The organism is Geminicoccus sp. (genome assembly GCF_036263595.1).
Taxonomy (GTDB): domain Bacteria; phylum Pseudomonadota; class Alphaproteobacteria; order Geminicoccales; family Geminicoccaceae; genus Geminicoccus.
Genome location: NZ_DATAGQ010000066.1, coordinates 1 through 26,988, shown reverse-complemented (window position 1 = coordinate 26,988; position 26,988 = coordinate 1). Strand labels below are relative to the sequence as shown.

The following is a 26,988-nucleotide window of genomic DNA, read 5'->3' as shown; positions in this document are numbered from 1 at the left end:
CGGTCATTCCGCCGCGACGAGCACCGGCTCCGTTGCGGCCCTGTATCGGGCCAGCAGCTCCGCCTCGCGCTTCTTCGCCTCCGCGAGATGGCGCTCCTTGACGTGCCCATAGCCGCGGATCTTGCCGGGTACGTCGGCCAGTTCCACCGCGAGGGCATGGTTCTGCGGGGTCAGGCGCTCCAGCAGTTCGTCGACGAGCTGCTCGTACTCGCCGATCAGCTGCCGCTCCATCCTTCGCTCCTCCGTCCGTCCGAATGGATCCAGCGCGGTGCCACGCAGACCCTTGAAGCGCTTGAGCACCTGGAACGCCTGGCGCATCCAGGGGCCGAACGTCGTCTTCTTCAGGTGCCCCGTGACTGGATCACGCCGCCCCAGGATCGGCGGGGCCAGATGGAAGGTCAGCCGGCCGGTCTTGCTGAACTCGCGCTCGAGTTGCGCTTCGAAGGACGGATGGGTCCAAAGGCGTGCAACCTCGTACTCGTCCTTGATGGCCATCAGCTTGAACAGGGTATGCGCGACGGCGTCGGCCAGCTGGTCCGAACCGAGCTTGGCATGCTCGACCATCCGGACCCGCTTGACCACGCGCAGGTAGCGCTCGGCGTATCGCCGGTTCTGGTAGTCGGTGAGGAACGCCACCCGCCGCTCGATCGCTTCGTCGATTGACCGTGCGACCGGCTTGGCCTGTGCTGGCGCCATCTCTGCGGTGACGGCCGCCAGGTCCAGCGCGGCGCGGCGGCCGAGCGTGAAGGCCGCCTGGTTCATTCCAACGCTCACGCCGTTCAGCTCGATGGCACGCATGAGCGCCTCCCGGCTCAAGGGAAGGAGGCCGCGCTGCCAGGCGAAGCCCACCATGAACAGGTTCGTGGCGATGCTGTCGCCGATCAGGGCCGTGGCGATCCTGGTGGCGTCGACGAAGGTCGCCCGACCCTCGCCGGTCGCCTTCACGATCGAGCGCTTGAGCCGCTCGGCCGGGAACGAGAAGTCGGCGTTGCGGGTGAAGTCGCCGGTGAACGTTTCCTCGAGGTTGACGACCGCCTGCGTGAACCCGGCTCGAACGGTGGAGAGCGCCTGCTTGCTGGCGGCCACTACCTGGTCGCAGCCGAGCAGAAGCCGAGCACCGCCCGCGGCCACGCGTGGCGAGCCGACCTCGCTCGGCCGATTGGCGAGCTTGAGGTGGGACAGGACGGCACCACCCTTCTGGGCCATGCCGATCATGTCGATGGCGGCGATGCCCTTGCCTTCGAGATGCGCGGCCATGCCCAGCAGCGCCGCGATCGTCACGACACCGGTGCCGCCGATCCCGGTCACGACGATCCCGTAGGTGCCATCGATCGCGGGCAGGACAGGCTCGGGCAGCTCCGCGCTGACTTCAGCGGCTACCCGCTGCTGGCCCTTCTTCATCACCGCTCCTTCGATCGTCACGAAGGAGGGGCAAAAGCCCTTCAGGCAGGAGAAGTCCTTGTTGCAGGCCGACTGGTCGATCCGGCGCTTGCGGCCGAACTCGGTCTCGACCGGCTGGACCGCCACGCAGTTCGACTGGACGCCGCAGTCGCCGCAGCCCTCGCAGACCAGCTCGTTGATCACCACGCGCTTGTCGGGGTCAGGGAACGTACCCTGCTTGCGCCGCCGGCGCTTCTCAGCTGCACAGGTCTGGTCATAGACGACCGCCGTCACGCCCGGAACCTCCCGCAGCTGGCGCTGCAGGGCATCCAGATCGTCGCGGTGGTGGACCTTCACCCCTGCGGCGAGATCATGACCGCCCGGATACTTCTCGGGCTCGTCGGTGACGATGTGGATCTCCCTGACGCCCTCGGCGTGGAGGAGGCGCGTCACCTCGGCCACGTCTAGGTTCTCGGTCTCCATCTTCTGGCCACCGGTCATGGCGACCGCATCGTTGTAGAGGACCTTGAAGGTGATGTTGGCCTTGGCCGACACGGCGGCGCGGATCGCCAGCGATCCTGAATGGTAGAAGGTGCCGTCGCCGATGTTCTGGAAGACGTGGGGCCGGGTCGAGAACGGCCCCTCGCCCACCCAGGATGCGCCTTCGCCGCCCATCTGGGCATAGCGGGCGGTGTCACGGTCCATCCACTGGGCCATGTAGTGGCAGCCGATGCCGGCCCGAGCCTTGCTGCCCGCGGGGACCTTGGTCGAGCTGTTATGGGGACAGCCCGGGCAGAAATACGGAAGGCGCGCCATGGCCGGGTCCTCGGCGACCAGGGCGGCCCTGGCCTCGACCTCGGCCAGCCGCGCCTTCAACTCGGCATCGTCCCTCCGCTCCAGGAGGGCGCGGCCGATCGCCAGCGCCACCTGGTTGGAGTTGATGGCGCCCCAGGACTGGAACAGCGTCCGCCCCATCTGGTCGTGCTTGCCCTCGATCACCGGCGCGTTCGGCTGGCCATACAGGAGCGAGCGGACCTGCTCCTCCACGAGCGGGCGCTTCTCCTCGACCACGATCAGGCGGGACAATCCAAGCGCTGCGCCTTCCAGGCTGCGCGGCTCGACCGGCCAGCTCATGCCGATCTTATAGACGCGCAGGCCCAGTTCCCTCGCCCGTGCCTCGTCGATGCCCAGATCGTCCAGCGCCTGCAGCGTGTCGAGCCAGGCCTTGCCGGTCGTGGCGACGCCAAGCCACGCATCCTCGCCGCCCATCATCACCCGGTCCAGATGGTTGGCACGCGCGAACGCCTTGGCGGCCTCCAGCTTGAAGCGGTGCAGCCGCTCCTCCATGGCGAGCGGCGCGTCCGGCCAGCGGATGTTCAGCCCGCCAGGAGGCATCGGGAAGTCCTCGGGCGTCACGATCGGCAGGTGTGCCGGATCGATCTCCGCCGACACGGTGCTCTCCACCGTATCGTGCACGCATTTCAGTGCCACCAGCGCGCCGGAATAGCGCGACATGGCGATGCCGAGCAGCCCGTAGTCGAGGATCTCCTGCACGCCCGCCGGGTTCAGCACCGGGATCATCTGGTCGATCATCGCCGGCTCGGACTGGTGCGCCGTGGTCGAGCTCTCGCAGGTATGGTCGTCGCCCAGCAGGCAGAGGAACCCACCATGGGCGGCCGTGCCGAACAGGTTGGCATGGCGGAGTGCATCGCCCGAGCGGTCCACGCCGGGGCCCTTGGCGTACCAAATGGCGAACACGCCGTCGTACTTGTTCTCGCCATCGAGCGCCGCCTGCTGGGTGCCCGAGCAGGCGGTAGCGGCCAGGTCCTCGTTGACGCCCGGCTGGAACACCACATGGTGCTCGTCGAGCAGCTTCTTGGCACGGGTCAGCTGCTGGTCGTACTGGCCCAGCGGCGAGCCGCGATAGCCCGAGATGTAACCGGCCGTGTTCAGGCCGTTCGCGACATCGCGGCGGCGCTGCTCGAGGGGCAGCCGGACCAGCGCCTGGATGCCCGTCAGGAACACGCGACCAGACGGCTTGAGATACTTGTCGTCGAGGGCGACCGTCTGAAGGTCCGTCATCCTCGAACTCTCCCTGATCTCGTTTTTCAGGACTTGTCGGCCCCGGCCAGCGAGCGTTCCGCTTCGGCAAGCGCCTTTGGGTTGCTCACCGCCAAGCGGGCCAGCGTCCTCTTGATCAGATGGGTACGCAACTCACCTGCGTCATCCACGTCATGCAGTCCCGCACGGATTTCTGCGCAGAGACCGGACTGATCGCCGTCCTCGCCGGCCGGTGCCGCCAGCATGCGCTGGGCGATACCCAGCGCATTGGCGATCATCAGCCCCGCCAGCCGCTTGTCGTCGGGCAGCACCGGCAGGATCTCGCCTACGAAGGTGCTGCGCGCGATATCGAGGAGATCGACATGGTCGGGCCGCAGGTTGTCCGAGCTCACGGCATCAGCTGTCCGCCGTTCACCTCGATCACCTGGCCGGTGATGTAGGCGGCCAGCTTTTCCGATGCCAGGAACAAGAAGGCGCCGGCGCAATCCTCGCTGACGCCCAGGCGCTGCATGGGGATGCGCTGGCGGACCTGCTCCAGCCGCTCCGGCGTGGAGTAGATGTCGTGGAAATAGGTGTGGATCACGCCTGGCGAGACAGCGTTCACCCGGATGTGGCGTGCGGCGAGTTCCGTCGCGAGCGACTTGGTGTAGGTCGAGACGAAGCCCTTGGCGCTGCCATAAAGGGCGGCACCGGCGGCACCGCCGTTGCGGGCGGCGATCGAGCTCGTGTTGACGATGTTGCCCTTGCTCTCCGCAAGCGCTGCCACCGACACGCGGCAGGCGGTCATCACCGAGCGCGCGTTCAGGTCCATCACGCGGTCATAGGCCTCGTCGTCGCTTTCCTCGATCGGGAAGCGCGCGACCATGTGGCCGGCATTGTTCACGAGCACATCCAGCCCGCCCAGCGTCTGGATGGCTCCCTCCACCACTGCCTTCACATCCGCCGTCTTCGAGAAATCCCCGCCGAAGGTGGGAGCGCCGCCGATCTCGGCCGCGAGCGCTTCCGCCTTTTCCCGGTTCTTGTTGTAGTGGATCGCGACCTTCGCCCCGGCTTCGGCAAACGCCTTGACCGCGGCTGCCCCGATGCCGATCGAGCCGCCCGTGACCAGAACGCGCTTGCCGCCCAGTCCGAACCCGTCGTAACCGCCTGTCACCTGTCGTCCCCAATGTTTTCCTGGAGCCCAGTCCCATGAGCGAGCCCCGCATCCTGGAGGGGCTCGGCAGCATCGCCGAGCAATACGATGCCTTCATTCTGGACCAGTGGGGCGTGCTGCACAACGGCAGGGCACCCTATCCGGGCGTGGTGGACGCGCTGAAGGCGATGCGCGCAGCCGGCAAGAGGATCTGCCTGCTCACCAATAGCGGCCGGCGCGCGCGGATGAACCGTGACCGGCTGGACGAGATGGGCTTCCCGCCCGAGAGCTATGACGGGCTCGTCACCTCGGGCGAAGCGGCCTGGCTCGGCCTGCGGGACCGCAAGGACCCGCGCCTCCACGACCTCGGCGACCGGGCGGTGCTGATCACGCGCGACAGCGACCTGGAGGTGGTGGAAGATCTCGGCCTGACGCTGACGACCGATCCCACCCAGGCCGACTTCGTCTACCTGGCCGGCGTCGACAGCCCGCCCAAGACCCTGGCCGACTACGAGCCGGTGCTGGTGGAGGCGCGGGCCGCCGGCCTGCCGCTGATCTGCTCGAACCCGGACCGGATCGCCGTCAGTGCCGACGGCCTCCTGATCGCGCCCGGCACGATCGCCGCGCGCTACGAGGAGCTGGGCGGGCGGGTCTATTATTTCGGCAAGCCGAACCGGCCGATCTACGAGGCCTGCCTGGACATCCTGCAAGTCCCGACCGAGCGGATCCTGTGCGTCGGTGACAGCCTCGAGCACGACATTGCGGGTGCAGCCGGCATGGGCATGGCGTCATGCTTCGTGATGCAGGGGATCCACGCCGACCATTTTCCCGAAGACTTGCCGCCGGAACGCCTGACCGTGCGCGTGCGGGAACTGGCCGAGCGCTACGAGACCAAGCCTGACTACGCCATCCACCGCACCACCTGGTAAGAACCCCCCATGACAGCGCTCCTGTGCGTCGGCGTGCTCGTGCTCGACGTGATCTTCCTGGTCGACGAGCTGCCGAGCGGCGGCGAGAAGATGCTGGGCCACGGCATGAGCGAGGCCATCGGTGGCCCGGCCGCGATCGGCGGCCTTGCGGCGGTGCGCCTGGGCGGCAAGGCGTCGCTCCTGTCCCGGGTGGGCGACGACCGGGTGGGCAAGGCCATCCTGGACGGGTTCCGCGACGCCGGCCTGGACACGTCGGCCGTCGAGATCCTGCCCGGCGCCACCTCGTCGTTCTCCGCCGTCGCGGTCGACCCGAACGGCGAGCGGCAGATCGTGAACTACACCGACCCAAGGCTGCATGCGGCGGCGCCGCGGGTGATCCCGCCGGTCGAGCCGTTCGACGCCGTGCTGGTGGACACGATCTATCCCATGGCGGCGATCCCTGCCCTCAAGGCAGCCAGGCAGCACGGCCTTCCGGGCATCGTCGACTTCGACGTCAAGCCGCGCAGCGGCAGCAGCGAGATCCTCGAGCTTGCCAGCCACATCGCCTTCAGCCGCCAGGGGCTGCGCAGCCTGACCGGGTTGGACGATGCAGAGGCTGGCCTGCGGGCGGTGGCGAGCCGGAATTCAGGCTGGGTTGGGGTGACCCTTGGCGAGAACGGCATCATGTGGCTGGAGAACGGCGCCATCCGCCAGCTGCCGGCCTTCCAGGTCGACGTGGTCGACACGCTCGGCGCCGGGGACGTGTTCCATGGCGGGCTTGCCTACGGCCTGGCGCAAGGCCGCTCGATCGAGGATGCGCTGCATCTCGGTGCAGCCGCGGCGGCGGTGAAATGCACCCGCAAGGGTGGCGGGCCGGGTGCACCGACGCGGGCCGAGGTCGACAGCTTTCTGCGTGCCCGAGGCGCTGCCTAGCGAAGCTCGTTGGCGTCCCGACGCCGTTCCCGTTCCCACAGGCGCTCGTTCTCCCGCAGGTTCAGCTGCCGCTCCCGCTCAAACGACCTGAAGGCATCGTCAGGACTGCTGGGACCGGTCGTGCCGGGGGTTGGCGCAGGGGGCGGGCGCTGCAGCGCGGGGCTGCCGATGCCGAACACCGACCGGGAGTCGGTAAAGTACCAGGCCCGGACGTCCTCCCGGTCCACCAGATCGGCCAGGGACACGACATCGAGTGCTCGTCCGGCGGCGGCTTCCACCTCCGCAGGATCGGGCGGCGCGACGCGTCGCAGAGGCGCGCCTTCTCGCGGTTTGGCGATGGGAGCCTCCGTGTCGGCCAAGCGGGCCAGCGGGAGGGACAACCATCCCTCGATCGGCCGATCACCGCCGGGCAGGGGCGCCCAGGCGACCTCGTCGCGTGCCGGCCGTGCCCAGGCGACCGGGGCCGGATCGAAGCGGGTGCCGGGGATCCACCACCAGCCATCGTCAAGGCGTCGCCAGCGCCCGCGATGCTCGGTGATCGCGGAGAACGGCAGGCTGCCCTGCCAGACCCAGCCCGCCTCGAAGGTCAGGCGCCAGCGACCGCGCGAGAACGGCCGCCAGGAGTCGGGGACCCTGTCTGGCTGCCAGGCGGGCCCCAGCCCCGGCAGGTCGCGCCACCGGCCGAGCGGCTCCAGGCTCGGCCGGAACTGGTCGGCTATTGTCTCCAGCAGTTCGTCCGCCGCCACTGCCGGTGCGACGAGGAGTCCGAGAAGTAGCGCGCGTCGTCTCATCCCTCTGTATGTTGGCCGCCAAGGCGGGCAAGACCAGTCGAAGCTTGAAGATCAACCGCTCGGGAGGCCCACGATCATGCCCCGGTTCGCCGCCAATCTCAGCATGATGTTCAACGAGTACGCCTTCCTCGACCGCTTCGCGGCGGCTGCGAAGTGCGGGTTCAAGGGCGTAGAGTTCCTGTTCCCCTACGAGTTCCCTGTCGACGAGGTCGCCTCGGCGCTGAAGGGAGCCAACCTCACCCAGGCCCTGTTCAACCTGCCGCCCGGCAACTGGGCCGAAGGCGAGCGGGGCATGGCCTGCCTGCCCGGGCGCGAGGCGGAGCTGATGAGGGGCGTGGAGAAGGCCATGCTCTACGCGGAGGCGCTGGACTGCAAGACCGTCCACCTGATGGCCGGCCTGACGCCCAGGGACGTGTCGGAGGAACGGCTTGAAGCGACCTTCGCCGCCAATCTCAAGGAGGTGGCGAAGGCCCTGGCACCGCTGCGCATCACGGTCGTGATCGAGCCGATCAACCGACGGGACATGCCCGGCTACTTCCTGTCCTGGCAGGAGCAGGCGCGCCGGATCATCCAGCGTTCCGGTGCTCTCAACGCGAAGGTGCAGATGGACTTCTACCACTGCCAGATCATGGAGGGTGACCTCACCCGGCGCCTGGAAGGCCAGATCGGGCAGGTGGGCCATGTCCAGGTCGCGGGCGTGCCCGACCGGCACGAGCCGTCGGAGGGCGAGGTGAACTTCCCGCACCTGTTCACGTCCCTGGACCGGGTCGGCTATACAGGCTGGGTAGGCTGCGAATACCGGCCGCGCGGGCGCACCGAGGATGGCCTCGGCTGGGCGTCCCCCTACGGCATCAAGGGAGCGAGCGCTTGAGCGACGCCGATCTGGACCACGACCACGCCCTCAAGAGGGCCAAGATCAAGACGGCCAAGGACGCGCTCTACGCGTCCAAGACCGAGGAGAAGGGCCTGATCGTCGTCCATACCGGCACGGGCAAGGGCAAGTCGACGGCGGCCTGGGGCATGGTGCTGCGCTGCCTGGGCCACGGCTACAAGGTCGGGATCGTCCAGTTCGTGAAGGGAGCGCGCGAGATCGGCGAGCGCGCCATCTTCGACAAGTTCCCTGGCCAGCTCCGCTTCGTGGCCCATGGCGAGGGCTTCACCTGGGAAACCCAGGACCGGCAGAAGGACATCGCCCTGGCCCGTGCGGCCTTCGACGCCGCCAAGGAGATGATGGCGGACCCGGAGGTGCGGATGGTCGTGCTGGACGAGCTGAACATCGCCCTGCGCTACGACTACCTGCCCATCGACGAAGTGCTGGATGTCCTGCGGACCAAGCGCCCCAATCTCCACGTCGTCATCACCGGCCGCAATGCCAAGCCAGAGCTGATCGAGGCGGCCGACCTGGTCTCCGAGATGCAGCTGGTCAAGCATCCGTTCCGGGCCGGCATCAAGGCGCAGCCGGGCATCGAGTTCTGAGTAGCGCCCGAAGACCGACCGGGGCCCTGATGATCCAGGGGACCTGCTCGAACGCCGGCAAATCCCTGGTGGTGGCGGGGCTCTGCCGTGCGTTCACCCGGCGCGGTCTGTCCGTCCGGCCGTTCAAGCCGCAGAACATGAGCAACAACGCAGCACCGGCTGCCGATGGCGGCGAGATCGGGCGGGCACAGGCCCTGCAGGCACGGGCCTGCCATGTCCCCCCATCGGTGCACATGAATCCGGTCCTGCTGAAGCCCGAGACCGACTGCGGCAGCCAGGTCGTCGTTCAAGGGCGGATGGTCGGGCGGGTGCGGGCGGGTGATTACTACGGGATGAAACCGTCCCTTCTTCCCAGTGTGTTGGAGAGTTTTGCTCGCCTTGGCGACGAGGCGGACTTGGTCCTGGTCGAGGGCGCCGGTAGCCCCGCCGAGGTCAACCTGCGCAGTGGCGATATCGCCAACATGGGGTTCGCGCAGGCAGCGCAGGTGCCGGTGGTGCTGGTCGGCGACATCGAACGGGGCGGCGTGATCGCCCAGCTCGTAGGCACGTGGGAGCTTCTCGATCCCGATGAGCGAGCGCTGGTAAAGGGCTACATCGTCAATAAATTTCGCGGTGACCCGCGCCTGTTCGATACGGCCCTGCCGATCCTGGCGGCGCGCACCGGCCTGCGGAGCTTTGGCACGGTCACCTGGTGCGATGCCGCGGCCGACCTGCCCAAGGAGGACATGCTGGGCCTGGCCGAAATCGCACGGGAGCGGCCGGATGCCAGGATCGTCGTCGCCGTGCCGCGACTGCCGCGCCTGTCCAACCTGGACGACCTGGATCCGCTGGCCCAGGAGCCATCGGTCCGCCTGGTGATCGTCGAGCCAGGAGCACCGATCGGTGCGGATGCCGATCTGGTGCTGCTGCCCGGATCCAAGGCGACGGTCGCGGACCTTGCCTTCCTGCGCGCCCAGGGTTGGCACATCGACATCCAGGCCCATGTCCGGCGCGGCGGGCACGTCCTTGGGTTGTGCGGCGGTTACCAGATGCTCGGCCGCAGCATCGCGGATCCGCTGGGTCTGGAAGGTCCACCCGCCGAGGTCGAGGGGCTGGGCCTGCTCGACGTCGCAACCGAGCTCGACCGGACGAAGACCGTGCGCGAAACCACCGCCATCGACCTGCACGACGGGACTGCGCTGCACGGCTACGAGATCCATCTCGGCCGCACGACCGGTCCTGGCCTCGAGCGGCCGATGATCCGCATCGATGGACATGCCGACGGGGCCGTGTCGCCGGACGGGCGCGTGGCAGGCTGCTACCTGCACGGCCTGCTCGGCAACGACGGATGGCGCGCCCGCTATCTCCGCTCGCTAGATCCGTCGGTGCGCTCGGCGCTCGACGTCCAGCAGCGGACCGAAGCCGCCTTGGACGGTCTTGCTGCCCATCTGGAAGCCTGTCTGGATCTGGACGAGTTGCTAGCGGTCGCAAGGCCGGTCGGCACCAGTTGAGCCCGTACACTCAGACGCGGACGGCCAGCCAAGCCAGACCGATCGCGGCACCGGCCACCGACCAGGCGATCCAAAGCAGGAGGAGTGAGCGGCGGACGTCGTGCGCGGTGACCTCGGCCCGCCCGCCACCGATCCAGGAGCCGACGCTCGGCACGCCGCCATAGGAGCGCGGTCCGGCCAGCCTGATCCCCAGCGCGCCAGCGAACGCGGCTTCAGGCCAACCCGCGTTCGGCGAGCGGTGCTGTTTGGCATCCCGTTGCACGGTCCGCCATGCATTCCCTGGGCTTGCGCCGGGCATAAGGACCGCCGCGACCCAGGCCAGCCCTGCGCTCAACCGGGATGCGGGCAGGTTCACCAGGTCGTCCAGCCGTGCGGCCGCCCAGCCGAACGCCAGGTAGCGCGGGCTCTTGTGCCCGATCATGCTGTCCATGGTATTGATCGCCTTGTATCCCAGGATGCCAGGCAGCCCCAGAAGAAGACCCCAGAAGAGAGGCGCGATCACCCCGTCACTGAAGTTCTCGGCGGTCGATTCGATCGCGGCCCGTCCCACCGCGTGTTCGTCCAGGCTTTCCGGGTCACGTCCGACGATCATCGAGACGGCGCGGCGGGCGGGCCCGATGCCTTCGTCCATCGCCTTGGCCACGGTAATGACATGATCGTAGAGCGAGCGCTGGGCAAGCAGCACGGCCGCCAGCAGCGCCTCGAAGACCCAGCCATGCGCGGTGGTTGCCGCCAGTTGGTGCACCACCCATCCCAGGCCGCCTGACAGGAACAGGACGATTCCGACCAGCATCATGCCACGGCGCCGCTTGCGCGGCATGGAATCCTCGTCGCGCAGCAGTACGCCCTCGATCCCGCTGATGACGCGGCCGATCAGCACGATTGGATGGGGCAGCCTCGACCAGAGCCAGGGCGGGTCGCCGATCAGGGCGTCCAGCAGCATCGCCACGAACAGGATGAGCAGCAGCCGGTCGGGTTGATCGATCAGCAAGGGATGCCGTATCCGCGATAGTCAGGCGGCGCTCGCGTGTGGCGACGCGACGACAGGGCTGCTATCCACCGCCCACATCTGCCAGTGCAAGGATCATCATGAGCGAGAGCGGCACGAACACCATCAGCGTGATGATCTGCGGTCACGGCTCGCGCGACGTGGAGGCCACCCATGAGTTCGCCGCCCTGGTGGCCCATCTCAAGCGGCACTACGCGGACCGGCCGGTGGAGGCCGGCTACCTCGAGTTCGCCCGCCCGGTCATCCGTGACGGCCTGAACCGGCTGAAGGAGCGCGGCGTCACCGAGATCCTCGCCATGCCGGCCATGCTGTTCGCAGCCGGTCATGTGAAGAACGACGTGCCGTCAGTGCTGAACAGCTGGGCCGCCGAGAATCCGGGGGTGACCGTCAGGATGGCGCGCGACCTCGCGATCGACGCGAAGCTCCTGCGCGCGTCCGCCGACCGTATCGAGGCGGCACTGGCCATGGCGAGCGACGACGTGCCGCGCGCGGAGACCCTCCTGCTCGTGGTCGGCCGCGGCACCTCCGACAGCGACGCCAACGGCAACATCGCCAAGGTGACCCGGATGCTCTGGGAAGGCATGGGATTCGGCCATGCGGAGACCGGCTATTCGGGTGTCGCCCACCCCCGCACCGACGAGGCGCTCCGTCGCGCCCTGCGGCTGGGATACAGGCGGGTCGTCGTGTTCCCCTACTTCCTGTTCACCGGCGTGCTGGTCCAGCGGATCTACGAGCAGGCCCGGGCGGTGGCGGCCGAGCATCCGGAGGTGGAAGTGATCGAGGCCGGCTACCTCAACGACCACCCGCAGGTGATCCAGACCTTCGTCGAGCGGATCGACGGGATCGCGCTGGGTGACGTCGCGATGAACTGCCAGCTTTGCAAGTACCGGACCCAGGTGCTGGGCTTTGAGGAGGCCCAGGGGGCACCCCAGGAAAGCCACCACCATCACGTGGAAGGCATCGGCACGGATGCCGACCATCACCACCACCATCATCATGGACATGGTCACGGCCATCATCATCACCACCACGCCCATGGTCACCACCACCATCATGACGACCACGCGCATGAGGGGTCCGGCAACGTCATCCCCCTGCCCAAGGACGGCGGCACGCGCCGGACCGGATGAGTGACTGGTTGAGGGATCCGGAGGAGATCTACCGCCGCTCCTTCGCGACGATCCGGGCGGAGGCGGATCTGGCCGCGGTGGCGGAGCCGCTGCGGCCGCTGGTCGTCCGGATGATCCACGCCTGCGGGATGGTGGACCTGGCCCATGACGTGCGCGGCGAGGGTGACGTCGTGCGGACCGTGCGCGACGCGCTGGCGGATGGAGCGCCGGTGCTGGTGGACGCGCGGATGGTGGCGGCCGGCTTCCTGGTCGACCACTTGCCCAAGCCCGCCCGGGTCATCTGCGACATTGGCGAGCCCGGCGTCGCGGCGCATGCGCGCGCTGCCGGGACCACCCGCTCGGCAGCGCTCGTGTCGCACTGGCAGGACAGGCTGCAAGGAGCGGTGGTCGTGATCGGCAACGCGCCGACCTGCCTGTTCCAACTGCTCGACCAACTCGCGGGCGGTGGGCCCCGACCCTCGGCGATCATTGCGACGCCCGTGGGCTTCATCGGTGCCGCCGAAAGCAAGCAGGCCCTGGTCGATGCCGCACTCGGCATTCCCTACGTCACCGTTCTGGGCCGCCGCGGCGGCAGCGCCCTGGCGGCCGCCGCCTTCAATGCCTGCCTGGTCGGTGCGGCATGAGCAGGGCCTGGCTGTCGGTTATCGGCATTGGCGAGGCTGGCCTTGCCGCCCTGTCTCCCGACGCGGCCGCGCTGGTGGCCGACGCGGAACTGTTCGTCGGTGGTGCGCGCCACTTGGCCATGCTGGGCGATGATCCTCGCCCTCGGATGCCATGGGAAATCCCGCTCGATCGCTCGATCGGCGAGTTCGACCGTCTGCGCCACCTGCGGATCGTGGTCCTGGCCTCGGGCGATCCCTTGTGGTTCGGCGTGGCACGGAAGCTGGTGGGCCATTTCGGCCCGGATGCCGTCGAGGTGGTCCCGAGCGTCGCCTCCATGCAGCTGGCCTGCGCCCGCCTACGCTGGTCGCTTGCCGAGACAGAGGTCGTCACGATCCATGGCCGCCCGCTGACAAGGCTGGTGCGCTGGCTGCAGCCAGGCCGAAAGCTGATCATCCTGTGTGCCGACCGGCATTCCCCACACCAGATCGCCGACCTGCTCCAGCGCTCCGGCTTCGGATCGGCCCGTCTTCATGTGCTGGAGCATTTGGGCGGACCCGAGGAGCAGGTTCGCAACCTGAGAGCTGCCGAGGTGGCGGAGCACATGTTCCGGGACCTGGTGATCGTCGGGATCGAGGTCCCCGCGGGTGAGCAGGCGGTGCGGCCCCTGGTGCCGGGGCTTCCCGATGATGCCTTCCTGCATGACGGGCAGTTGACCAAGCGCGAGGTCCGCGCGGCGACCTTGGCGCGGCTGGGTCCGCTGCCAGGGCAGCGCCTGTGGGATATCGGCGCCGGCGCTGGTTCGGTCAGCATCGAATGGCTGCGAGCACAGCCCGGCACCCGGGCCATCGCCATTGAGCGCGTACCGGAACGTGCCGAGCGGATCCGTGCCAATGCGGTCCGCCTCGGTACGCCCGAACTGGTGGTGGTCGAAGGCGACGCTCCCGGCGCATTGCATGGCCTTCCGCGCCCCGACGCGATCTTCCTGGGCGGGGCCGTTGCTGCCGATGGGCTGATCGCCATGCTGCAGGACCAGCTTGAGTCCGGTGGAAGACTGTTGGCCAATGCGGTGACGGTCGACGGCGAAGCCGCCCTGCTGGCGGCGTACGGGGCCCATGGCGGTGAACTCGCCAGAATTGCCGTGGCGCGGGCCGAGCCACTCGGCGGTGTGACGGCCTGGCGAGCGGCCGCACCGGTGACCCAGTGGGCCTGGACGAAGCCTTGAGCGGGCTGGTCGGCATCGGCGTCGGGCCTGGCGATCCGGAACTGGTGACGCTGAAGGCGGCCCGCCTGATCGGCGAGCTGCCAGTGCTGGCGCATATCGGCGCCGATGGCCGTGCCAGCCGGGCGCGGCGGATCGTGGCCGACCTGATCCCACCGGGCATCGTGGAACTCACGGCCGACATGCCCATGCGCTGTGCGCCGCAAGCTGCCCACCCGGTCTATGACAACCTGGCCGACCGCATCGCTGCCGAGATCGGCAAGGGCCGGGCGGTCGGCTTCCTGTGCGAGGGCGATCCACTGCTCTACGGCTCCTTCGTCGCCATCCTCGACCGGCTCGGCAGCCATGTTCCGGTCACGGTGGTGCCGGGGATCACCTCGGTCGCGGCCGCCGCGGCCAGAACCCGACACGTCCTGTCGTCGCGCGACGAGGTCGTGACCATCCTTCCGGCGACGGCGGGGACCGATCGCCTGGAAGCGGCGCTCGCCGCGGCGGACAGCGTCGCGCTGTTGAAGGTCGGCCGGCATCTGCCCCGGATCAGGGCGCTCCTGGAGAAGGCGGGCCTGGCCGCGCAGGCGCAGGTCGTGACGGAACTCGGTAGCCCATCCGAATCCATCCAGCCGCTCGCAAAGCTCGAGGACGAGCGCCTTCCCTATTTTGCGCTGATCCTGGCCCGGCGTCCGAGGGTGTCGCGGTGACCGCCATCGTGATCCTGGGCGAGCGCAGCCTGCCCCTGGCGCAAAAGGTCATGGCCTGCCTGGCAGACGCCGATATCCACGGCCCGATCGGATGCAGCAGCCCGGTGGACGTACGGTTCGGCAAGGTTTTGGACCATCTGGGCGGCCTCTACCGAGACGGGGTGCCGACGGTGTTCATCGGTGCGGCCGGCATCGCGATCAGGGCGACGGCCGCCATGCTCGGCGACAAGCACGCCGAGCCGCCGCTGCTGGCCATGGCCGAGGACGGCTCGGTGGTGGTCCCGCTGCTGGGCGGCCATCGCGGCGCGAACGAACTGGCAAGACTGATCGCTGCCTCGACCGGCGGCGTGGCCGCCATCACGACTGCTGGCGACGTCCGCCTGGGCGTGGCCCTGGACGAGCCGCCGACGGGCTTCGTCTGCACCGACCCGGCGCCGGCCAAGGCCCTGGCCGTGCATTTGATGGAGGGTGGCGGCGTCCGGCTGGAGGACCCGCTGGACCTGGCGGCTGCTGCGGGTGTCGCCCACCTGCGGCAGGATCCGCACAGCCCTTGGACGATGAGCATCGACGACCGGCGACAGCAGCCGGACCCTCGCCACTTGGTCTGGTATCCTAGAACGCTGGCGCTTGGTGTCGGCTGCGAGCGGAACGTCCCGCCCGAGCTTTTGATCCAGCATGCATTGGCAACGCTGGCGGAGGCGGATCTGGCGCCAGAAGCGATCGCTGCGGTCGTGTCGATCGATTTGAAGTCGGACGAACCGGCTGTCCTCGCCCTGGCGGATCGGTTGCGGGTCCCGGCAAGGTTCTTTTCGGCCGATGCTCTTCTTGGGCAGACCGAGCGTCTGTCGAGCCGATCCGACGCGGTGTTCCGCGAAGTCGGCTGCTATGGCGTAGCCGAGGGCGCAGCGCTGGCTGCTGCCGGGCCCGAGGCTCATCTGCTGGTGCCGAAGGTCCGCGGCGAGCGCGTCACTTGTGCCGTCGCGGCCAGTCCGGTTCCACTCGACGCGATGCAGTTCGGGCGGGCACGCGGCCGGCTGTTCGTGGTTGGGGTGGGCCCCGGTCAGCGGGCTTGGCGGACGCGGGAAGTCGAGGAATTGCTGGCGGAAGCCAGCGATGTGGTCGGCTACAGCCTCTATTTGGACCTTGTGAGCGACCGGATCGGCAAGGCAGACCGGCACGACTTTGCGCTGGGCGAGGAGGAAGCGCGCTGCCGCCATGCCCTGGCGCTCGCGGCGCAGGGGAAGAACGTCGCGCTGGTATGCTCGGGCGATGCCGGGATCTTCGCGATGGCCTCGCCCCTGGTGGAGCTGCTGGAGCGTCCTGACGATCCGACCTGGCTGCGGGTCGACCTCGTCGTGGCACCCGGGATCAGCGCCATGCAGGCGGCAGCGGCTCGGCTGGGCGCGCCGCTTGGCCATGATTTCTGCGCCATCTCGCTCTCCGACCTGCTGACGCCGCGCCCTGACATCGAGCGCCGCCTCGAGGCCGCCGCCTTTGGCGACTTCGTGATCGCGTTCTACAATCCCGTCAGCCGCCGTCGGCGTGACCTCCTGCCCCTGGCGCGGGAGATCCTGCTCCGGCACCGCCCCGCATCGACGCCCGTGGCGATCGCGCGGAGCCTCGGCCGCCCCGAGGAGAGCATCGACGTCACGACCCTTGCCGACCTTCATGTCGAGCAGGTCGACATGCTGTCCCTGGTGATGGTCGGCTCGTCGAACAGCCGCCAGCTCACCCTTCCCTCCGGGCGCAACCTGATCCTGACGCCCCGCGGCTACGACCGGAAGTCCCGCCCATGACCGTCCACTTCATCGGCGCAGGCCCAGGCGCCCCCGATCTCATCACCGTGCGTGGCCTGGAGCTGATCAAGCGCTGCCCGGTCTGCCTGTTCGCGGGCTCGCTGGTCCCAAGGGCGGTGGTGGACGCGGCGCCGGGTGATGCCCAGGTGGTGGACACGGCACCGCTGCACCTGGACCAGATCATCGAGCTGATGGAGGACGCGCACCGGCGCGGGCTGGACGTGGCGCGCGTCCACTCGGGCGACCCGTCCATCTATGGCGCCATTGCCGAGCAGATCCGTCGCCTCCAGGCGCTGGGCATCCCGTTCACGATCACGCCGGGCGTGCCGGCCTTCGCCGCAGCGGCGGCGGAGCTGGCGACCGAGCTGACCCTGCCGGGGATCGCCCAGTCCGTGATCCTCACCCGCACGGCGATGCGGGCCTCGGCCATGCCGCCGGGCGAGGAACTGGAAGCCTTCGCGCGCACAGGCTCGACGCTCGCAATCCACCTGTCGATTAACAACCTCGCCAACGTGGTGCGCCAGCTGACCCCGGTGCTGGGGGCGGACATGCCGGTAGTGGTGGTCTATCGGGCGACATGGCCGGATCAGCAGATCGTTCGCGGCACGTTGGGCGATATCCGTTCCAGGGTGAAGGGGCTGGGCCTGACCCGGACCGCCCTGATCATGGTCGGGCGCGTGCTCGACCCCGGCAACTTCGCGGAAAGCCGGCTCTATGCCGCCGATCACACCCATGTGCTACGCCCGGAACTCTGCCAGCCAGTCGAGCGCTCCCTGGACGTCGTGGACGAGCAGACCGTCGGGTGACGGCGGGCGACGCAGCATCACGACCGGCAGGCCGAGCTGGCGGGCTGCCTCGATCTTGGCCTCGGTAGCAGATCCCCCCGACGCCTTGGTCACCAGGACGTCGACCCCGTAGCGGCGGAGCAACTTCAGTTCGTCGTCCAGCCCAAAGGGTGGCCGCGCCTCGAGAGCGACGATGCCGGGCGGCAGGTCGGCCGGCTTCTCGATCGTGCGCAGCACCAGCCGCATCCGGTCTGCAAGCGTCAGGAAGCGCTCCAGCTCCTGGCTGCCGGTCGACAGGAAGGCGGTCTTGCCGAAGCCCGGCAGCACCCGCACGGCCTGCGCGGCATCCTCGACCTCCAGCCAGCGGTCCTCCGGCTGCCGTGGCCACATGGGCCGGGCCAGGCGCAGCCGCGACAGGTCCAGCCGTTTGCAGGCAGCCGCGGCATGGTGGGGCATCTGGCGGGCGAATGGATGGGTGGCATCGATCACGGCGGCCGGACGGTGATGCTCCAGCCAGGCGACCAGCCCGTCGATCCCGCCAAAGCCGCCTACGCGAACCTCGCCCGGAAGCCCGCGGCGGGCGGTGGTGCGGCCGGCCAGCGACGTCAGCGGGTGCCACGCCGATCCTGCCACCAGCGCTTCCGCCAAAGCCGCAGCTTCCGCCGTGCCGCCCAGGATCAGGACCAGCCGCGCGCCCATCCGATCTCCTTGCCGCTGCGATCGTAGACCCGTACCTCGACCGCGACATCCTCACCCACGCTCTCCTGGGCCACCGCCCGTGCCCGCGCAGCCACATGCCCCGCCAGGGGAAACTGGCAGCGGTCGGCCTCCTGGAGCAGTTCCAGTGCCGTGTTGGCGGTGCCCGCCTTGGCTACCAGTTCCTCGGGCGCGGCCAGTTCCGAGAGAAGGTTGCCCAGGGCGTCCGGCCGCATCGGGTTGCGGGACGAATGAAGGTCCATGGCTCCTTGCGCCAGCTTGGTCAGCTTGGCGAACCCGCCGGCAAGGGTGAGCCGCGGCACAGGATGGGCCCTCAGATATTTGAGCGTCCCGCCAACGAAGTCGCCCATGTCGAGCAGGGCGAAGTCCGGGAGGCGGTAATGCGCCTGGACAGCCGCCTCCGACGTGGAGCCGGTGGAGGCGGCGACATGGGTGAGGCCCGCCGCACGGGCCACGTCGATGCCGCGATGGATGGAGTGGATCCAGGCCGAGCAGGAGAACGGCACCACGATCCCGGTGGTACCCAGGATCGACAAGCCGCCCACGATGCCGAGCCGCGGGTTCCAGGTCTTGGCCGCGATGGCCTCACCGCCGGGAATGGAGATCGTGACGACCAGGTCGGCCGGCTCGCCACTGGCCGCGGCGACTTCCTCCAGGGCGTTCAGCATCATGCGGCGCGGGCCCGGGTTGACGGCCGGCTCGCCCGGCGGGATCGGCAGCCCCGGCCTGGTCACCATGCCCACGCCCTCGCCTGCCCTGAACTCGACGCCGCTGCCGGCCGGTCCGCGCTGCACCAGGGCCTCGATCCGGCAGCCATGGGTGACATCGGGATCGTCGCCCGCATCCTTGATGACGGCCGCCATGGCCGATCTGTCCAGCAGCCGGGCGTCGGCCAGCGTCAGGCTGGCCGTGCCGCCGCGAGGCAGTGCCACGGTCACCGGGTCCGGAAAGCCCATGCCACAAAGAGCGCTGAACGCGGCCTTGGTCGCCGCCGTGGCACAGGTGCCGGTCGTCCAGCCTCGACGAAGCTCCCTTCCTTCGGAGATAATCGGTTCCGTCGCCACCAGCACCTATCCTCGTCCCGGCAAAGGCCGGCGCCCCGCGGAGAGATCCATCAGTTCGGCTCCCACCATCATCTTGGCAGCGCCGTCATCCGGATCGGGCAAGACCGCGGTCACGGCCGCGATCCTGCGCGCCTTGGTACGCCGGGGCCAGTCGGTCGGCGCCTTCAAGGTAGGCCCGGACTATATCGATCCCGCCTTCCATCAGGCCGCCAGCTTCCGTCCCTGCGTAAACGTGGATCCCTGGGCGATGCGGGTGGCCACCCAGACCTCCATTCTGGAGCAGGCCGGCCTGGAGGTCGATCTCCTGGTGGGCGAGGGTGTGATGGGCCTCTTCGACGGGGCCACCGACGGCACCGGCTCCACGGCCGATCTTGCCGGCACGCTCAGCATCCCCGTCGTCCTGGTCGTCAGCGCGAAAGGCATGGGTGCCTCGGTGGCAGCACTCATCGAGGGCTTCCGCAACCATCGCAGCGACGTGGCCGTGGCTGGCGTCCTGTTCAACCATGTGCGCACCGAGAACCATGCGCGCCTCCTGCGCGAGGCATGCGAGGCGCGCTTCGCGCTGCCCATCCTTGGCTATCTGCCGCCGGACGAGGCGATGATCATCCCGGAGCGCCATCTGGGCCTGGTGCAGGCGCGGGAGCTGGTCGACCTGGACGGCCGGCTGGACCGGGCGGCAGCGCTCGTGGAGCGGCATGTCGACCTTGCCCGGCTGGCCAGGCTCGCGCGATTTCCGGTGGTCACTTCGATCAGCCACCATGTGGTCCCGCTCAACCCGCTGGGCCAGCGCATCGCGATCGCCGAGGACGACGCCTTCGCCTTCGCCTATCCCTCCACCCTGATGGGCTGGCGGATGCGCGGTGCCGAATTGATCCCGTTCTCGCCGCTGGCCGATCAGCCGCCCGATCCGTTCGCCGACGCTGTCTACCTGCCCGGCGGCTATCCTGAGCTGCATGCGGGACCGCTTGCAGCCTGTGACAGGTTCCGGCAGGGCCTGCGGGCGGCGGTGGGACGGGATGCGACCGTCTACGGCGAGTGTGGTGGCTACATGGCGCTGGGCGAAACGCTGATCGACCGGAGCGGCACATCGCATGCCATGGCCGGGCTCCTGCCGGTCGTGACCAGCTTCGCTGAACCGCGCCTCCATCTGGGATATCGGCGCGTGACCGCACACGGTCCGACGCCCCTGGGCCTGCCGCGGTCCAGCTGGCGGGCGCACGAGTTCCACCATGCGCGCGAGCTGGAGGCGCGGGGGCCACGCCTGTTCGCGCTGAGGGATGCCCGCGGCGCCACGCTGGACGATGCCGGCTGCATGGCAGGCCGGGTATGCGGCAGCTTCATCCACCTGATCGACCGCGCCGACTGACCTTGCTCAGAGCTTTCCAGCCACGCCGGCCTCGGCGAAGGTTGCCATGCCGAGATGGCACGCCATGGCCGCCCGGATGACGCTGATTGCGAGGGCAGCACCGGATGCCTCGCCCAGGCGCATGTCCAAGTCGAGGATCGGAACGAGGCCCATCCTCGCGAGGAGCCCCCGATGCGCGTGCTCCGCGGACACGTGGCCGGCAAGGCAATGGGCGATCGCGTCCGGGGCGAGCCGGAACAGGACGGCCGCCGCGGCGCCGACCACGAACCCGTCCAGCACGACCGGGACCCGGCGCCGACGTGCCTCCAGAATGCAGCCCGCCATGGCCGCGAGCTCGAACCCGCCCAGGATTCGCAGGATCTCGACCGGGTCCCGCAGGCGGCCTTTGTGCCGCGCCAGCGCCCGCTCGATCACCTTCGCCTTGTGGCGCACGCCATCGGGCGACAGGCCGGTGCCAGCACCGCTCCACTCCAGCCCGCCGCCACCAAACAGGGCGGCGCAGAGGGCAGCCGCGGTGGTGGTGTTGCCGATGCCCATCTCGCCGATCGCGATCAGGTCCACCCCGTCCCCGACCGCTGCACGGCCGGCATCGACGGCGGCACGGAAGGATGCCGGGTCCATCGCCTCCTCCTCCGTCCAGTCGCGGGTCGCGTGGCCCACGAACGGGTCGTGCACGGTGAGCCCTGCCCCTGCCGCGGCGGCCAGCTGGTTGATGGCGGCGCCGCCCTGCTGGAAGTTCACGACCATCTGATCGGTGACGCTTGCGGGAAAGGCCGAGATGTTCTGGGCGGTCACGCCATGCCGGCCCGCGAACACGTGGATCTCGACCTTGTCCATTATCGGCGGGTGGCGGCCTTGCCAGGCACACAGATGAGCCGTCAGTTCCTCCAGCCGGCCCAGCGCGCGCAGGGGCTTGGTGAGCACGGCCTCGCGCGCCTGCGCGGCACGACCTGCCGCGTCGTCCGGCTTTGGCAGGCCCGCCACGTCCAGGATCGCATCCACCACCCAGCCCTCCTAACGTCGTTTACCGGCCCAGCGTGCGGAGGCAGGCTGCCGCCGACGGATGGGCCGGCACGGACACAGGACTTGGTCGAGGACGTCAAGATCGCACTGCAATTTCTCACCCGCCTTCCCATCCACGTCGATCAGCATGGGGGCATGGCCGCGCTTGCCCGCGCGGCCTGGGCATTCCCGATAGCCGGCCTCGTCGTGGGCCTGGCCGGTGCCGGCGCCTACGGCTCGGCGATCCTGCTGGGCCTGCCCACGGTCATGGCCGCCATCGTCGCGATCACCGCCACCGCGCTGGTGACCGGGGCGCTGCATGAGGACGGCCTTGCCGACACGTTCGATGCGCTGGGGGGCCACGCCGACCGTGAACGGGCGCTGACAATCATGCACGACAGCAGGATCGGCACCTATGGCGCGCTAGCATTGATGATCGGGGTAACGATGAGGATCGCGGCGCTTGCAGCGATCGCCCAGCCCGCTGCCGTGATGGCCGCCCTGGTTGCTGCCGGCTGCCTGTCGAGGGCGCAGGTCGCGGTGACGATGGCGCGGCTGTCACCGGCGCGGCGCGATGGGCTCGGAGCTGCCGCCGGGTCGGCGAGCCGCCGCGTGGCGGCAGGCGGCTGTGTGCTCGCCCTTGTTGTGACGGCGACCCTGTCGTCCTGGTCCCTGGTGCCCGCGGTAATTCTCGTCGCGGTCGCCGTCCAGCTCATCATGGACCGATGGACCGGGAGCCGCCTTGGCGGGTTTACTGGCGATACCTTAGGCGCCACCCAGCAGCTGGCGGAGATGGCCTGCCTCGCGACCTTCGCCGCCTTCTGGCACTAGGTCATCGCCTCAGACGAACCCGCTCCTGGGAAGACGCCACCCGAGCGTACGGTGTCGCTCCAGCGGTGGTAGCGTCCGCGCCCGGACCGCTTGGCGTGGTACATGGCCTCGTCGGCCCGACGTACCAGCAGGCTGACCTCCGTTCCGTCGGCGGGTGCGCAGACGGCGCCGATCGACACACCGATGTCGATCCTCTTGCCGTCGACGATGAAGGGCTCCGCCAGCCCGTCGATCAGGCGGACGCAGATCTGGTGGATGGTGGCGGCGTTGCAGTCGCCGGGCTGGAAGACGATGAACTCGTCGCCACCGATCCTGGCCACCGTGTCCATGTCCCGGACGAGCGAGCGCAGCCGATCGGCGGCCTGGCGCAGCAAGTCGTCGCCCGCGGCATGGCCCAGCGTGTCGTTGACCCGCTTGAACCCGTCCAGGTCCAGGTAGAGCAGAGTGATCCGCTCCTGGTTGCGGCGCATGGTGAGCAGGGCATGCTGCAGGCGGTCCTCCAGCAGGAATCGGTTCGGCAGACCCGTGAGCGGGTCGGACAAGGCGCGCAACTCGCTGGCACGAATAAGGGACGCGGCATGCCGCGCCAGCCAGATGACCGCTGCGCTCGCCGCACCCAGAATGCCGAAGATCGCGAGGATCGGGTTCAGCACATCGTCGAGCAGCGCGGTGCCCGGGCGGGACGGCTGCCAGACGAGCGAAGCCAACTGGCGACCGGACAGGTCGGTGATCGGCAAGGAAGCCTGATCGCTGGCAGGAGCGCCCAGATAGAGGCCGGACAAGCCCAGCAATCGGGCGATCCTCGACAGGAGCGCCGCGTCCATCTGTTCGACATAGATTAGGACCGGCCTGAGATGGGGAGCGACCGGTGCCGCCGGCGGGGGCGCGTCGGGTGGAACCGTTGCCACCATCAGCGCCGGTACGCCTTCCCACAGCACGTTGCCTGTGATCGTGGAGACGCCCCTTGCCAGCACGAGGATGTCCGAGGAATCCGTTCCGAGCGCGTGCCTGGCGCCCGCGGGATCAAGGAAGGTACCCTCTCGACTGATCGCCGCGACGACGGCGCCGTCCGGGTCCAGCACGGCCGCACCGTCGAACCCCATCGTGGTCTGGTCGCTGCGCAGGAGGGCATCCAGCTCATCGGGGCTCATCGGCCACGCACCCGTCAGCGCCCGTGGCGCCTCGGCCTGGCCGCGCACCATGGTCTCCAACAAGCGCGAACGCGTCGCGAGGATGGCCGTGATCGACCGCACCTCCCGCGCCTGCGCGCGCTCGTCCTGATGCGATGCCGCAAACTTGAGGAGCAGGACAGACGCGAACAGCCCGAGGAACATCACCGATGCGAGCGGCAAGGCGATCCTGACCACCAGTCCACGACGCGCGGCACGGTGACCCGACAGCCATTCGACCGGCCGGGGGATCAGCCGCGCCCAAGGTGGCAGCCTACGCCCCACGACCGGTCCGCCAGGAGCCACAGTCATCCGGGGACGCTTGCCCAATACAGGATGATGCCGGCAAAATCGCTCCCGGGGGGTGCCGGATGACGCGCATCGGCTTGTTTGCTATCCTATGTACCATTTTGCCGCTGGCCTATGCGCCCGCACAAGAGGCGAAGCCGGCAGCGGAGCAGAATCCGCAATCTGTCGAGGACGTTCAGGCCCTTGTCGACAAGATCAAGCGTCAGCTGGAGGAGATGGATGCAGCCACGCGCAAGCGGGACGAGGGGCTGCAATTCCTCCAGGACCAGATCGACCAGGCGACCGGGCGGCTGGAGGGCAGCGACGCCACTAACGAGGCGCTGCGCGCCAAGGTCGGCGAACTCGGCACCACGGTGGAGGACCTGACCGAGCAGCAGAGATCCCTCGATCAGAACCTGCAGGAGGCCACGAAGGAGAAGGAGACGCTGGAGCAGCAGCTGGCGCGCAAGATCGCGGAACTGGAGGCCATGCTTACGGCGGAGCGCACGACCAGTGCTGCCGCCCTGGCTCAGGAGCGCCAGGTCAGCCAGCAGAGCGCCGTGCGCGCGGCCATGCTCGAGCGGGACCTCGAGGCGGAGAGGGCGCGTGCCGATACTGCGCTTGCGGAGAAAGAAGCCAGCGTCACGGAGACGAGCGCCGCCCTTCAGGCGGCCCAGGCGCGGATCCGCGAGCTGGAAGGTCTTCTCGACACGGCACGCGGCTCGTTGCTGGCGATGCAGAGCACGCTGAATCAGACCCAGACCAGGGTCGGCCAGCAGCAGGCGACGATCGAGGATCTGGGGCAGCGGCTGAACGAGGCCCTCGCGCGCAAGGTCGAGGAGCTGTCTCGCTACCGCTCGGAGTTCTTCGGCACGCTCAGCGCATCACTCGGTGAACGACCGGACATCAGGGTGGTGGGCGACCGGTTCGTGCTACAGTCCGAACTCCTGTTCGACCCCGGCTCGGCGGAGATCGGGCCGGAAGGGCGCGCCGAACTCGCCAAGGTGGCGCAGACTCTGCAGCAGATCGCCCAGACCATCCCGCCGAACATCCCGTGGGTGCTGCGCGTGGATGGCCATACCGATCGGCAACCGATCCGCAGCGGCAGGTTCGCATCGAACTGGGACCTGTCGACCGCACGCGCGGTGGCGGTGGTGCAGTACCTGATCTCCCGCGGCCTGCCGCCGGACCGGCTGGCCGCTGCCGGCTTCGGCGAGTACAAGCCGCTCGATCCGCGCGACGACGAGATCGCCTATCGGCGCAACCGGCGGATCGAGTTCAAGCTGACGGAGAGCTGAGATGGCACGCCATTCGATCATCCTGGACTGCGATCCCGGCCAGGACGATGCGATCGCGATCCTGCTGGCGCTGGCATCGCCCGAGGAGATCGAGATCCTCGGCATCACGGCAGTGGCCGGAAACGTCCCGCTCGGCCTGACCCGGGTCAACGTTCGAAAGATGCTGGAGGTCGCCGGCCGCACGGACGTGAAGGTCTGGGCCGGATGCGATCGCCCGCTCGTACGCAAGCTGGAAACCGCCGAATATGTTCACGGCGAGACCGGCCTGAACGGCGCCGTCCTGCCTGAGCCGACCATGCCTCTCCAGGACGGCCATGCCGTGGACGCCATCATCGACCTGGTGATGTCGCGTCCCGCCCGCACCGTCACGATCTGCGCGCTGGGCCCGCTGACCAACCTGGCGATGGCGATCCGCAAGGAGCCACACCTGACGCAGCGCGTGAAGGAGATCGTGCTGATGGGGGGTGCCATCGAGCTCGGCAACGTCACGCCGGCCGCCGAGTTCAACATCTATGTGGACCCACATGCCGCCGACATCGTGTTCCGGTCCGGCATCCCGATCATCATGTTTGGTCTGGACGTCACGCACCAGGTACTGGTCACGCGGGTGCGGCTGGAACGGATCGGCGGGATCGGCACAAAGGTCGCCGAGGCCGCCCGAGGGCTCCTGGACTTTTTCAACCGATTCGACATGGAGCGCTACGACGCGCCCGGCGCTCCGCTGCATGACCCCTGCGTGATCGCCTATCTGATCGATCCCGAGATCTTCCAGGGCAAGGCCTGTCCGGTCGAGATCGAGCTGGAAGGCCGCTCGGTCGGGCGGACCCTCGTCGACTGGTGGAACAGCGACCGCCACGTGCCCAACGCCACCGTCATGCGCGAGGTCGACGCCGAGCGGTTCTTCATGCTCCTGACCGAGCGCCTGGCCAGGCTCTGAACCGGGCAGCGCCGTCAGAAGTGACCGGGCGCCTTGCCGAACAGGCGGATCTTCACCGCTTCGGCGTGGCGCGGCAGGTCTGGCCAGGCCAGCGCGCCGATGTCCACGCTGGCGCGGATGCTGTTCCAGTTCACGATCCACCACCGCACGAGCGCCACGCGGCAGGCGCTGCGCTCGGCTGGCGTCAGCTTCTCCTTGCTCACCAGGTCTAGATACTCGCGATAAAGGCGCCAGGTCGGCAGGCTGTTCCGCTTGGCCTTCGTCGCATCATGCCAGATCGCCCGCGCGTTCGGCGCGTGCTGCGAGCGCGTGTAGCGCTGCTCGTGCTCGCGCATCTCGACCAGCGGGGTCTTGACCTGAAGGAGCCGGCCCCTGAGCGCCATCTGGGCCAGGAAGGCACGGTCCGCCCCGTGGAACGGGCCGTGCAGCATCGAATCCACCAAGGCGTCGCGCCGGCAGACCCCGAAGAAATCCACGCAGGAGTGAGACATCAGGATCATCGTCGCGAAACGATGTGACGGCCTGGGATGGTCGGCCGCCGACAACCCACTGTCATACAGGCCGATATGCTGGCCCTGGCTGCCGATATAGTCGACGACCGTGTTGCAGAGCACCGCATCCGGTGCCGCGTCCAGCGCCGCGACGGTGGCCGCCAGATAGCCGGGCTTGATGCGGTCGTCGTGGGCCAGCCACTTGAAGTAGGTGCCCCGGCTCTTGGCGAAGGCGATGTTGTAGTTGGCACCGGCCCCGAGATTTCGCTCGTTGCGGAAGTAGCGGATCCTCGGATCGGCGGCTGCCAGGTCCTGGCAGATCATGCCGGTGCGGTCGGTGGATGCATTGTCCGAGATTACCAGTTCCAGGTCCGTCATGGTCTGCGCCTGGACCGACTGGATCGCCTCTTGGAC

Annotated in this window: 25 protein-coding genes; 15 read left to right on the top strand and 10 right to left on the bottom strand. The window is 68.8% G+C overall.

What is annotated here, in order from left to right; all coding sequences use genetic code 11:
• Positions 1 to 3: 3 nt before the first annotated feature.
• Genes VHL31_RS05400 through VHL31_RS05390 form a run of 3 tightly spaced genes read right to left on the bottom strand, consistent with a single transcriptional unit; the run spans position 4 to position 4,594 of the window.
• Complete coding sequence (locus VHL31_RS05400; protein ID WP_329660182.1) at positions 4 to 3,462, bottom strand: indolepyruvate ferredoxin oxidoreductase family protein; 3,459 nt, start codon at positions 3,460 to 3,462, stop codon at positions 4 to 6.
• Between the two features lie 26 nt (positions 3,463 to 3,488).
• The gene (locus VHL31_RS05395; protein WP_329660181.1) at positions 3,489 to 3,833 is read right to left on the bottom strand and encodes a DUF6285 domain-containing protein; all 345 of its coding nucleotides are present in this window, start codon (positions 3,831 to 3,833) and stop codon (positions 3,489 to 3,491) included.
• Positions 3,830 to 4,594, bottom strand: a complete 765-nt coding sequence (locus VHL31_RS05390; RefSeq protein ID WP_329660180.1) for an SDR family NAD(P)-dependent oxidoreductase — start codon at positions 4,592 to 4,594, stop codon at positions 3,830 to 3,832. Before VHL31_RS05390 ends, VHL31_RS05395 begins: the two co-directional genes overlap by 4 nt.
• 35 nt (positions 4,595 to 4,629) lie before the next feature.
• Here VHL31_RS05390 and VHL31_RS05385 point away from each other — a divergent pair, with 35 nt between their 5' ends.
• Both VHL31_RS05385 and VHL31_RS05380 read left to right on the top strand, forming a co-directional pair.
• Entirely contained in the window at positions 4,630 to 5,502 is an 873-nt protein-coding gene (locus VHL31_RS05385; RefSeq protein ID WP_329660179.1) for a TIGR01459 family HAD-type hydrolase, read from the top strand.
• A 9-nt stretch (positions 5,503 to 5,511) separates the two neighbouring features.
• Positions 5,512 to 6,414 carry a PfkB family carbohydrate kinase gene (locus VHL31_RS05380; protein WP_329660178.1) on the top strand — a complete coding sequence of 301 codons (903 nt, stop codon included), beginning with the start codon at positions 5,512 to 5,514 and terminating at the stop codon, positions 6,412 to 6,414.
• Here VHL31_RS05380 and VHL31_RS05375 read toward each other — a convergent pair.
• On the bottom strand, positions 6,411 to 7,205 hold the full coding sequence (locus VHL31_RS05375) for a DUF6600 domain-containing protein (RefSeq protein ID WP_329660177.1): 795 nt from the start codon (positions 7,203 to 7,205) through the stop codon (positions 6,411 to 6,413). The genes VHL31_RS05380 and VHL31_RS05375 overlap by 4 nt on opposite strands.
• Before the next feature lie 76 nt (positions 7,206 to 7,281).
• On the opposite strand from VHL31_RS05375, the gene otnI reads away from it, so the two are divergent.
• The 3 genes from otnI to VHL31_RS05360 are packed head-to-tail and all read left to right on the top strand — an operon-like array spanning position 7,282 to position 10,171.
• Positions 7,282 to 8,076, top strand: a complete 795-nt coding sequence (gene otnI / locus VHL31_RS05370) for a 2-oxo-tetronate isomerase (RefSeq protein WP_329660176.1) — start codon at positions 7,282 to 7,284, stop codon at positions 8,074 to 8,076.
• Positions 8,073 to 8,681 carry a cob(I)yrinic acid a,c-diamide adenosyltransferase gene (gene cobO, locus VHL31_RS05365; RefSeq protein ID WP_329660175.1) on the top strand — a complete coding sequence of 203 codons (609 nt, stop codon included), beginning with the start codon at positions 8,073 to 8,075 and terminating at the stop codon, positions 8,679 to 8,681. Before otnI ends, cobO begins: the two co-directional genes overlap by 4 nt.
• Before the next feature lie 29 nt (positions 8,682 to 8,710).
• Positions 8,711 to 10,171, top strand: coding sequence for a cobyric acid synthase (locus VHL31_RS05360; protein ID WP_329660174.1), 1,461 nt, complete (start codon positions 8,711 to 8,713; stop codon positions 10,169 to 10,171).
• A 10-nt stretch (positions 10,172 to 10,181) separates the two neighbouring features.
• Here VHL31_RS05360 and cbiB read toward each other — a convergent pair whose 3' ends face one another.
• Complete coding sequence (gene cbiB / locus VHL31_RS05355) at positions 10,182 to 11,162, bottom strand: adenosylcobinamide-phosphate synthase CbiB (protein ID WP_329660173.1); 981 nt, start codon at positions 11,160 to 11,162, stop codon at positions 10,182 to 10,184.
• A gap of 98 nt (positions 11,163 to 11,260) precedes the next feature.
• Between cbiB and VHL31_RS05350 the strand changes: the two genes are divergently transcribed.
• Genes VHL31_RS05350 through cobM form a run of 6 tightly spaced genes read left to right on the top strand, consistent with a single transcriptional unit; the run spans position 11,261 to position 17,432 of the window.
• Positions 11,261 to 12,310, top strand: a complete 1,050-nt coding sequence (locus tag VHL31_RS05350; RefSeq protein WP_329660172.1) for a sirohydrochlorin chelatase — start codon at positions 11,261 to 11,263, stop codon at positions 12,308 to 12,310.
• Positions 12,307 to 12,933 (top strand): precorrin-8X methylmutase, encoded by a 627-nt coding sequence (locus tag VHL31_RS05345; protein WP_329660171.1) that lies wholly within the window; start codon positions 12,307 to 12,309, stop codon positions 12,931 to 12,933. The genes VHL31_RS05350 and VHL31_RS05345 overlap by 4 nt, the downstream gene beginning before the upstream one ends.
• Positions 12,930 to 14,135: a precorrin-6y C5,15-methyltransferase (decarboxylating) subunit CbiE gene (cbiE, locus tag VHL31_RS05340; protein ID WP_329660170.1), complete on the top strand. Its 1,206-nt coding sequence runs from the start codon at positions 12,930 to 12,932 to the stop codon at positions 14,133 to 14,135. Before VHL31_RS05345 ends, cbiE begins: the two co-directional genes overlap by 4 nt.
• Entirely contained in the window at positions 14,132 to 14,830 is a 699-nt protein-coding gene (gene cobI / locus VHL31_RS05335) for a precorrin-2 C(20)-methyltransferase (RefSeq protein ID WP_329660169.1), read from the top strand. Before cbiE ends, cobI begins: the two co-directional genes overlap by 4 nt.
• Positions 14,827 to 16,626, top strand: a complete 1,800-nt coding sequence (gene cobJ / locus VHL31_RS05330) for a precorrin-3B C(17)-methyltransferase (RefSeq protein WP_329660168.1) — start codon at positions 14,827 to 14,829, stop codon at positions 16,624 to 16,626. Before cobI ends, cobJ begins: the two co-directional genes overlap by 4 nt.
• Entirely contained in the window at positions 16,623 to 17,432 is an 810-nt protein-coding gene (gene cobM, locus VHL31_RS05325) for a precorrin-4 C(11)-methyltransferase (RefSeq protein ID WP_329660167.1), read from the top strand. Before cobJ ends, cobM begins: the two co-directional genes overlap by 4 nt.
• On the opposite strand, the gene VHL31_RS05320 is transcribed toward cobM, so the two are convergent.
• Together VHL31_RS05320 and VHL31_RS05315 are read right to left on the bottom strand one after the other, a co-directional pair.
• Positions 17,364 to 18,110: a cobalt-precorrin-6A reductase gene (locus VHL31_RS05320; RefSeq protein WP_329660166.1), complete on the bottom strand. Its 747-nt coding sequence runs from the start codon at positions 18,108 to 18,110 to the stop codon at positions 17,364 to 17,366. The genes cobM and VHL31_RS05320 overlap by 69 nt on opposite strands.
• On the bottom strand, positions 18,089 to 19,192 hold the full coding sequence (locus tag VHL31_RS05315; protein ID WP_329660165.1) for a cobalt-precorrin-5B (C(1))-methyltransferase: 1,104 nt from the start codon (positions 19,190 to 19,192) through the stop codon (positions 18,089 to 18,091). Before VHL31_RS05315 ends, VHL31_RS05320 begins: the two co-directional genes overlap by 22 nt.
• Before the next feature lie 73 nt (positions 19,193 to 19,265).
• Between VHL31_RS05315 and VHL31_RS05310 the strand changes: the two genes are divergently transcribed.
• Positions 19,266 to 20,558, top strand: a complete 1,293-nt coding sequence (locus VHL31_RS05310) for a cobyrinate a,c-diamide synthase (RefSeq protein WP_329660164.1) — start codon at positions 19,266 to 19,268, stop codon at positions 20,556 to 20,558.
• A 6-nt stretch (positions 20,559 to 20,564) separates the two neighbouring features.
• Here the strand turns inward: VHL31_RS05310 and cobT are convergent, their stop codons facing one another.
• Entirely contained in the window at positions 20,565 to 21,563 is a 999-nt protein-coding gene (gene cobT / locus VHL31_RS05305) for a nicotinate-nucleotide--dimethylbenzimidazole phosphoribosyltransferase (RefSeq protein WP_329660163.1), read from the bottom strand.
• Positions 21,564 to 21,644: 81 nt separating this feature from the next.
• Here cobT and cobS point away from each other — a divergent pair, with 81 nt between their 5' ends.
• Positions 21,645 to 22,391 (top strand): adenosylcobinamide-GDP ribazoletransferase, encoded by a 747-nt coding sequence (cobS, locus tag VHL31_RS05300; protein ID WP_329660162.1) that lies wholly within the window; start codon positions 21,645 to 21,647, stop codon positions 22,389 to 22,391.
• Here cobS and VHL31_RS05295 read toward each other — a convergent pair.
• Positions 22,388 to 23,872 carry a diguanylate cyclase domain-containing protein gene (locus tag VHL31_RS05295; RefSeq protein WP_329660161.1) on the bottom strand — a complete coding sequence of 495 codons (1,485 nt, stop codon included), beginning with the start codon at positions 23,870 to 23,872 and terminating at the stop codon, positions 22,388 to 22,390. The two genes, cobS and VHL31_RS05295, sit on opposite strands and share 4 nt — an antisense overlap.
• Before the next feature lie 59 nt (positions 23,873 to 23,931).
• Between VHL31_RS05295 and VHL31_RS05290 the strand changes: the two genes are divergently transcribed.
• On the top strand, positions 23,932 to 25,146 hold the full coding sequence (locus tag VHL31_RS05290; RefSeq protein WP_329660160.1) for a peptidoglycan -binding protein: 1,215 nt from the start codon (positions 23,932 to 23,934) through the stop codon (positions 25,144 to 25,146).
• Position 25,147: 1 nt separating this feature from the next.
• Positions 25,148 to 26,083: a nucleoside hydrolase gene (locus tag VHL31_RS05285; RefSeq protein WP_329660159.1), complete on the top strand. Its 936-nt coding sequence runs from the start codon at positions 25,148 to 25,150 to the stop codon at positions 26,081 to 26,083.
• A 14-nt stretch (positions 26,084 to 26,097) separates the two neighbouring features.
• Here the strand turns inward: VHL31_RS05285 and VHL31_RS05280 are convergent.
• A partial coding sequence (locus VHL31_RS05280) for a glycosyltransferase family 2 protein (protein WP_329660158.1) occupies positions 26,098 to 26,988 on the bottom strand: 891 nt, incomplete at its 5' end.

Coding starts and splice junctions, on each gene's coding strand:
- VHL31_RS05400 (WP_329660182.1), bottom strand. CDS start 3,462: ATGACGGACCTTCAGACGGTCGCCCTCGACGACAAGTATCTCAAGCCG.
- VHL31_RS05385 (WP_329660179.1), top strand. CDS start 4,630: ATGAGCGAGCCCCGCATCCTGGAGGGGCTCGGCAGCATCGCCGAGCAA.
- VHL31_RS05380 (WP_329660178.1), top strand. CDS start 5,512: ATGACAGCGCTCCTGTGCGTCGGCGTGCTCGTGCTCGACGTGATCTTC.
- VHL31_RS05375 (WP_329660177.1), bottom strand. CDS start 7,205: ATGAGACGACGCGCGCTACTTCTCGGACTCCTCGTCGCACCGGCAGTG.
- otnI (WP_329660176.1), top strand. CDS start 7,282: ATGCCCCGGTTCGCCGCCAATCTCAGCATGATGTTCAACGAGTACGCC.
- VHL31_RS05360 (WP_329660174.1), top strand. CDS start 8,711: ATGATCCAGGGGACCTGCTCGAACGCCGGCAAATCCCTGGTGGTGGCG.
- VHL31_RS05350 (WP_329660172.1), top strand. CDS start 11,261: ATGAGCGAGAGCGGCACGAACACCATCAGCGTGATGATCTGCGGTCAC.
- VHL31_RS05345 (WP_329660171.1), top strand. CDS start 12,307: ATGAGTGACTGGTTGAGGGATCCGGAGGAGATCTACCGCCGCTCCTTC.
- cbiE (WP_329660170.1), top strand. CDS start 12,930: ATGAGCAGGGCCTGGCTGTCGGTTATCGGCATTGGCGAGGCTGGCCTT.
- cobM (WP_329660167.1), top strand. CDS start 16,623: ATGACCGTCCACTTCATCGGCGCAGGCCCAGGCGCCCCCGATCTCATC.
- VHL31_RS05320 (WP_329660166.1), bottom strand. CDS start 18,110: ATGGGCGCGCGGCTGGTCCTGATCCTGGGCGGCACGGCGGAAGCTGCG.
- VHL31_RS05295 (WP_329660161.1), bottom strand. CDS start 23,872: ATGACTGTGGCTCCTGGCGGACCGGTCGTGGGGCGTAGGCTGCCACCT.
- VHL31_RS05290 (WP_329660160.1), top strand. CDS start 23,932: ATGACGCGCATCGGCTTGTTTGCTATCCTATGTACCATTTTGCCGCTG.
- VHL31_RS05285 (WP_329660159.1), top strand. CDS start 25,148: ATGGCACGCCATTCGATCATCCTGGACTGCGATCCCGGCCAGGACGAT.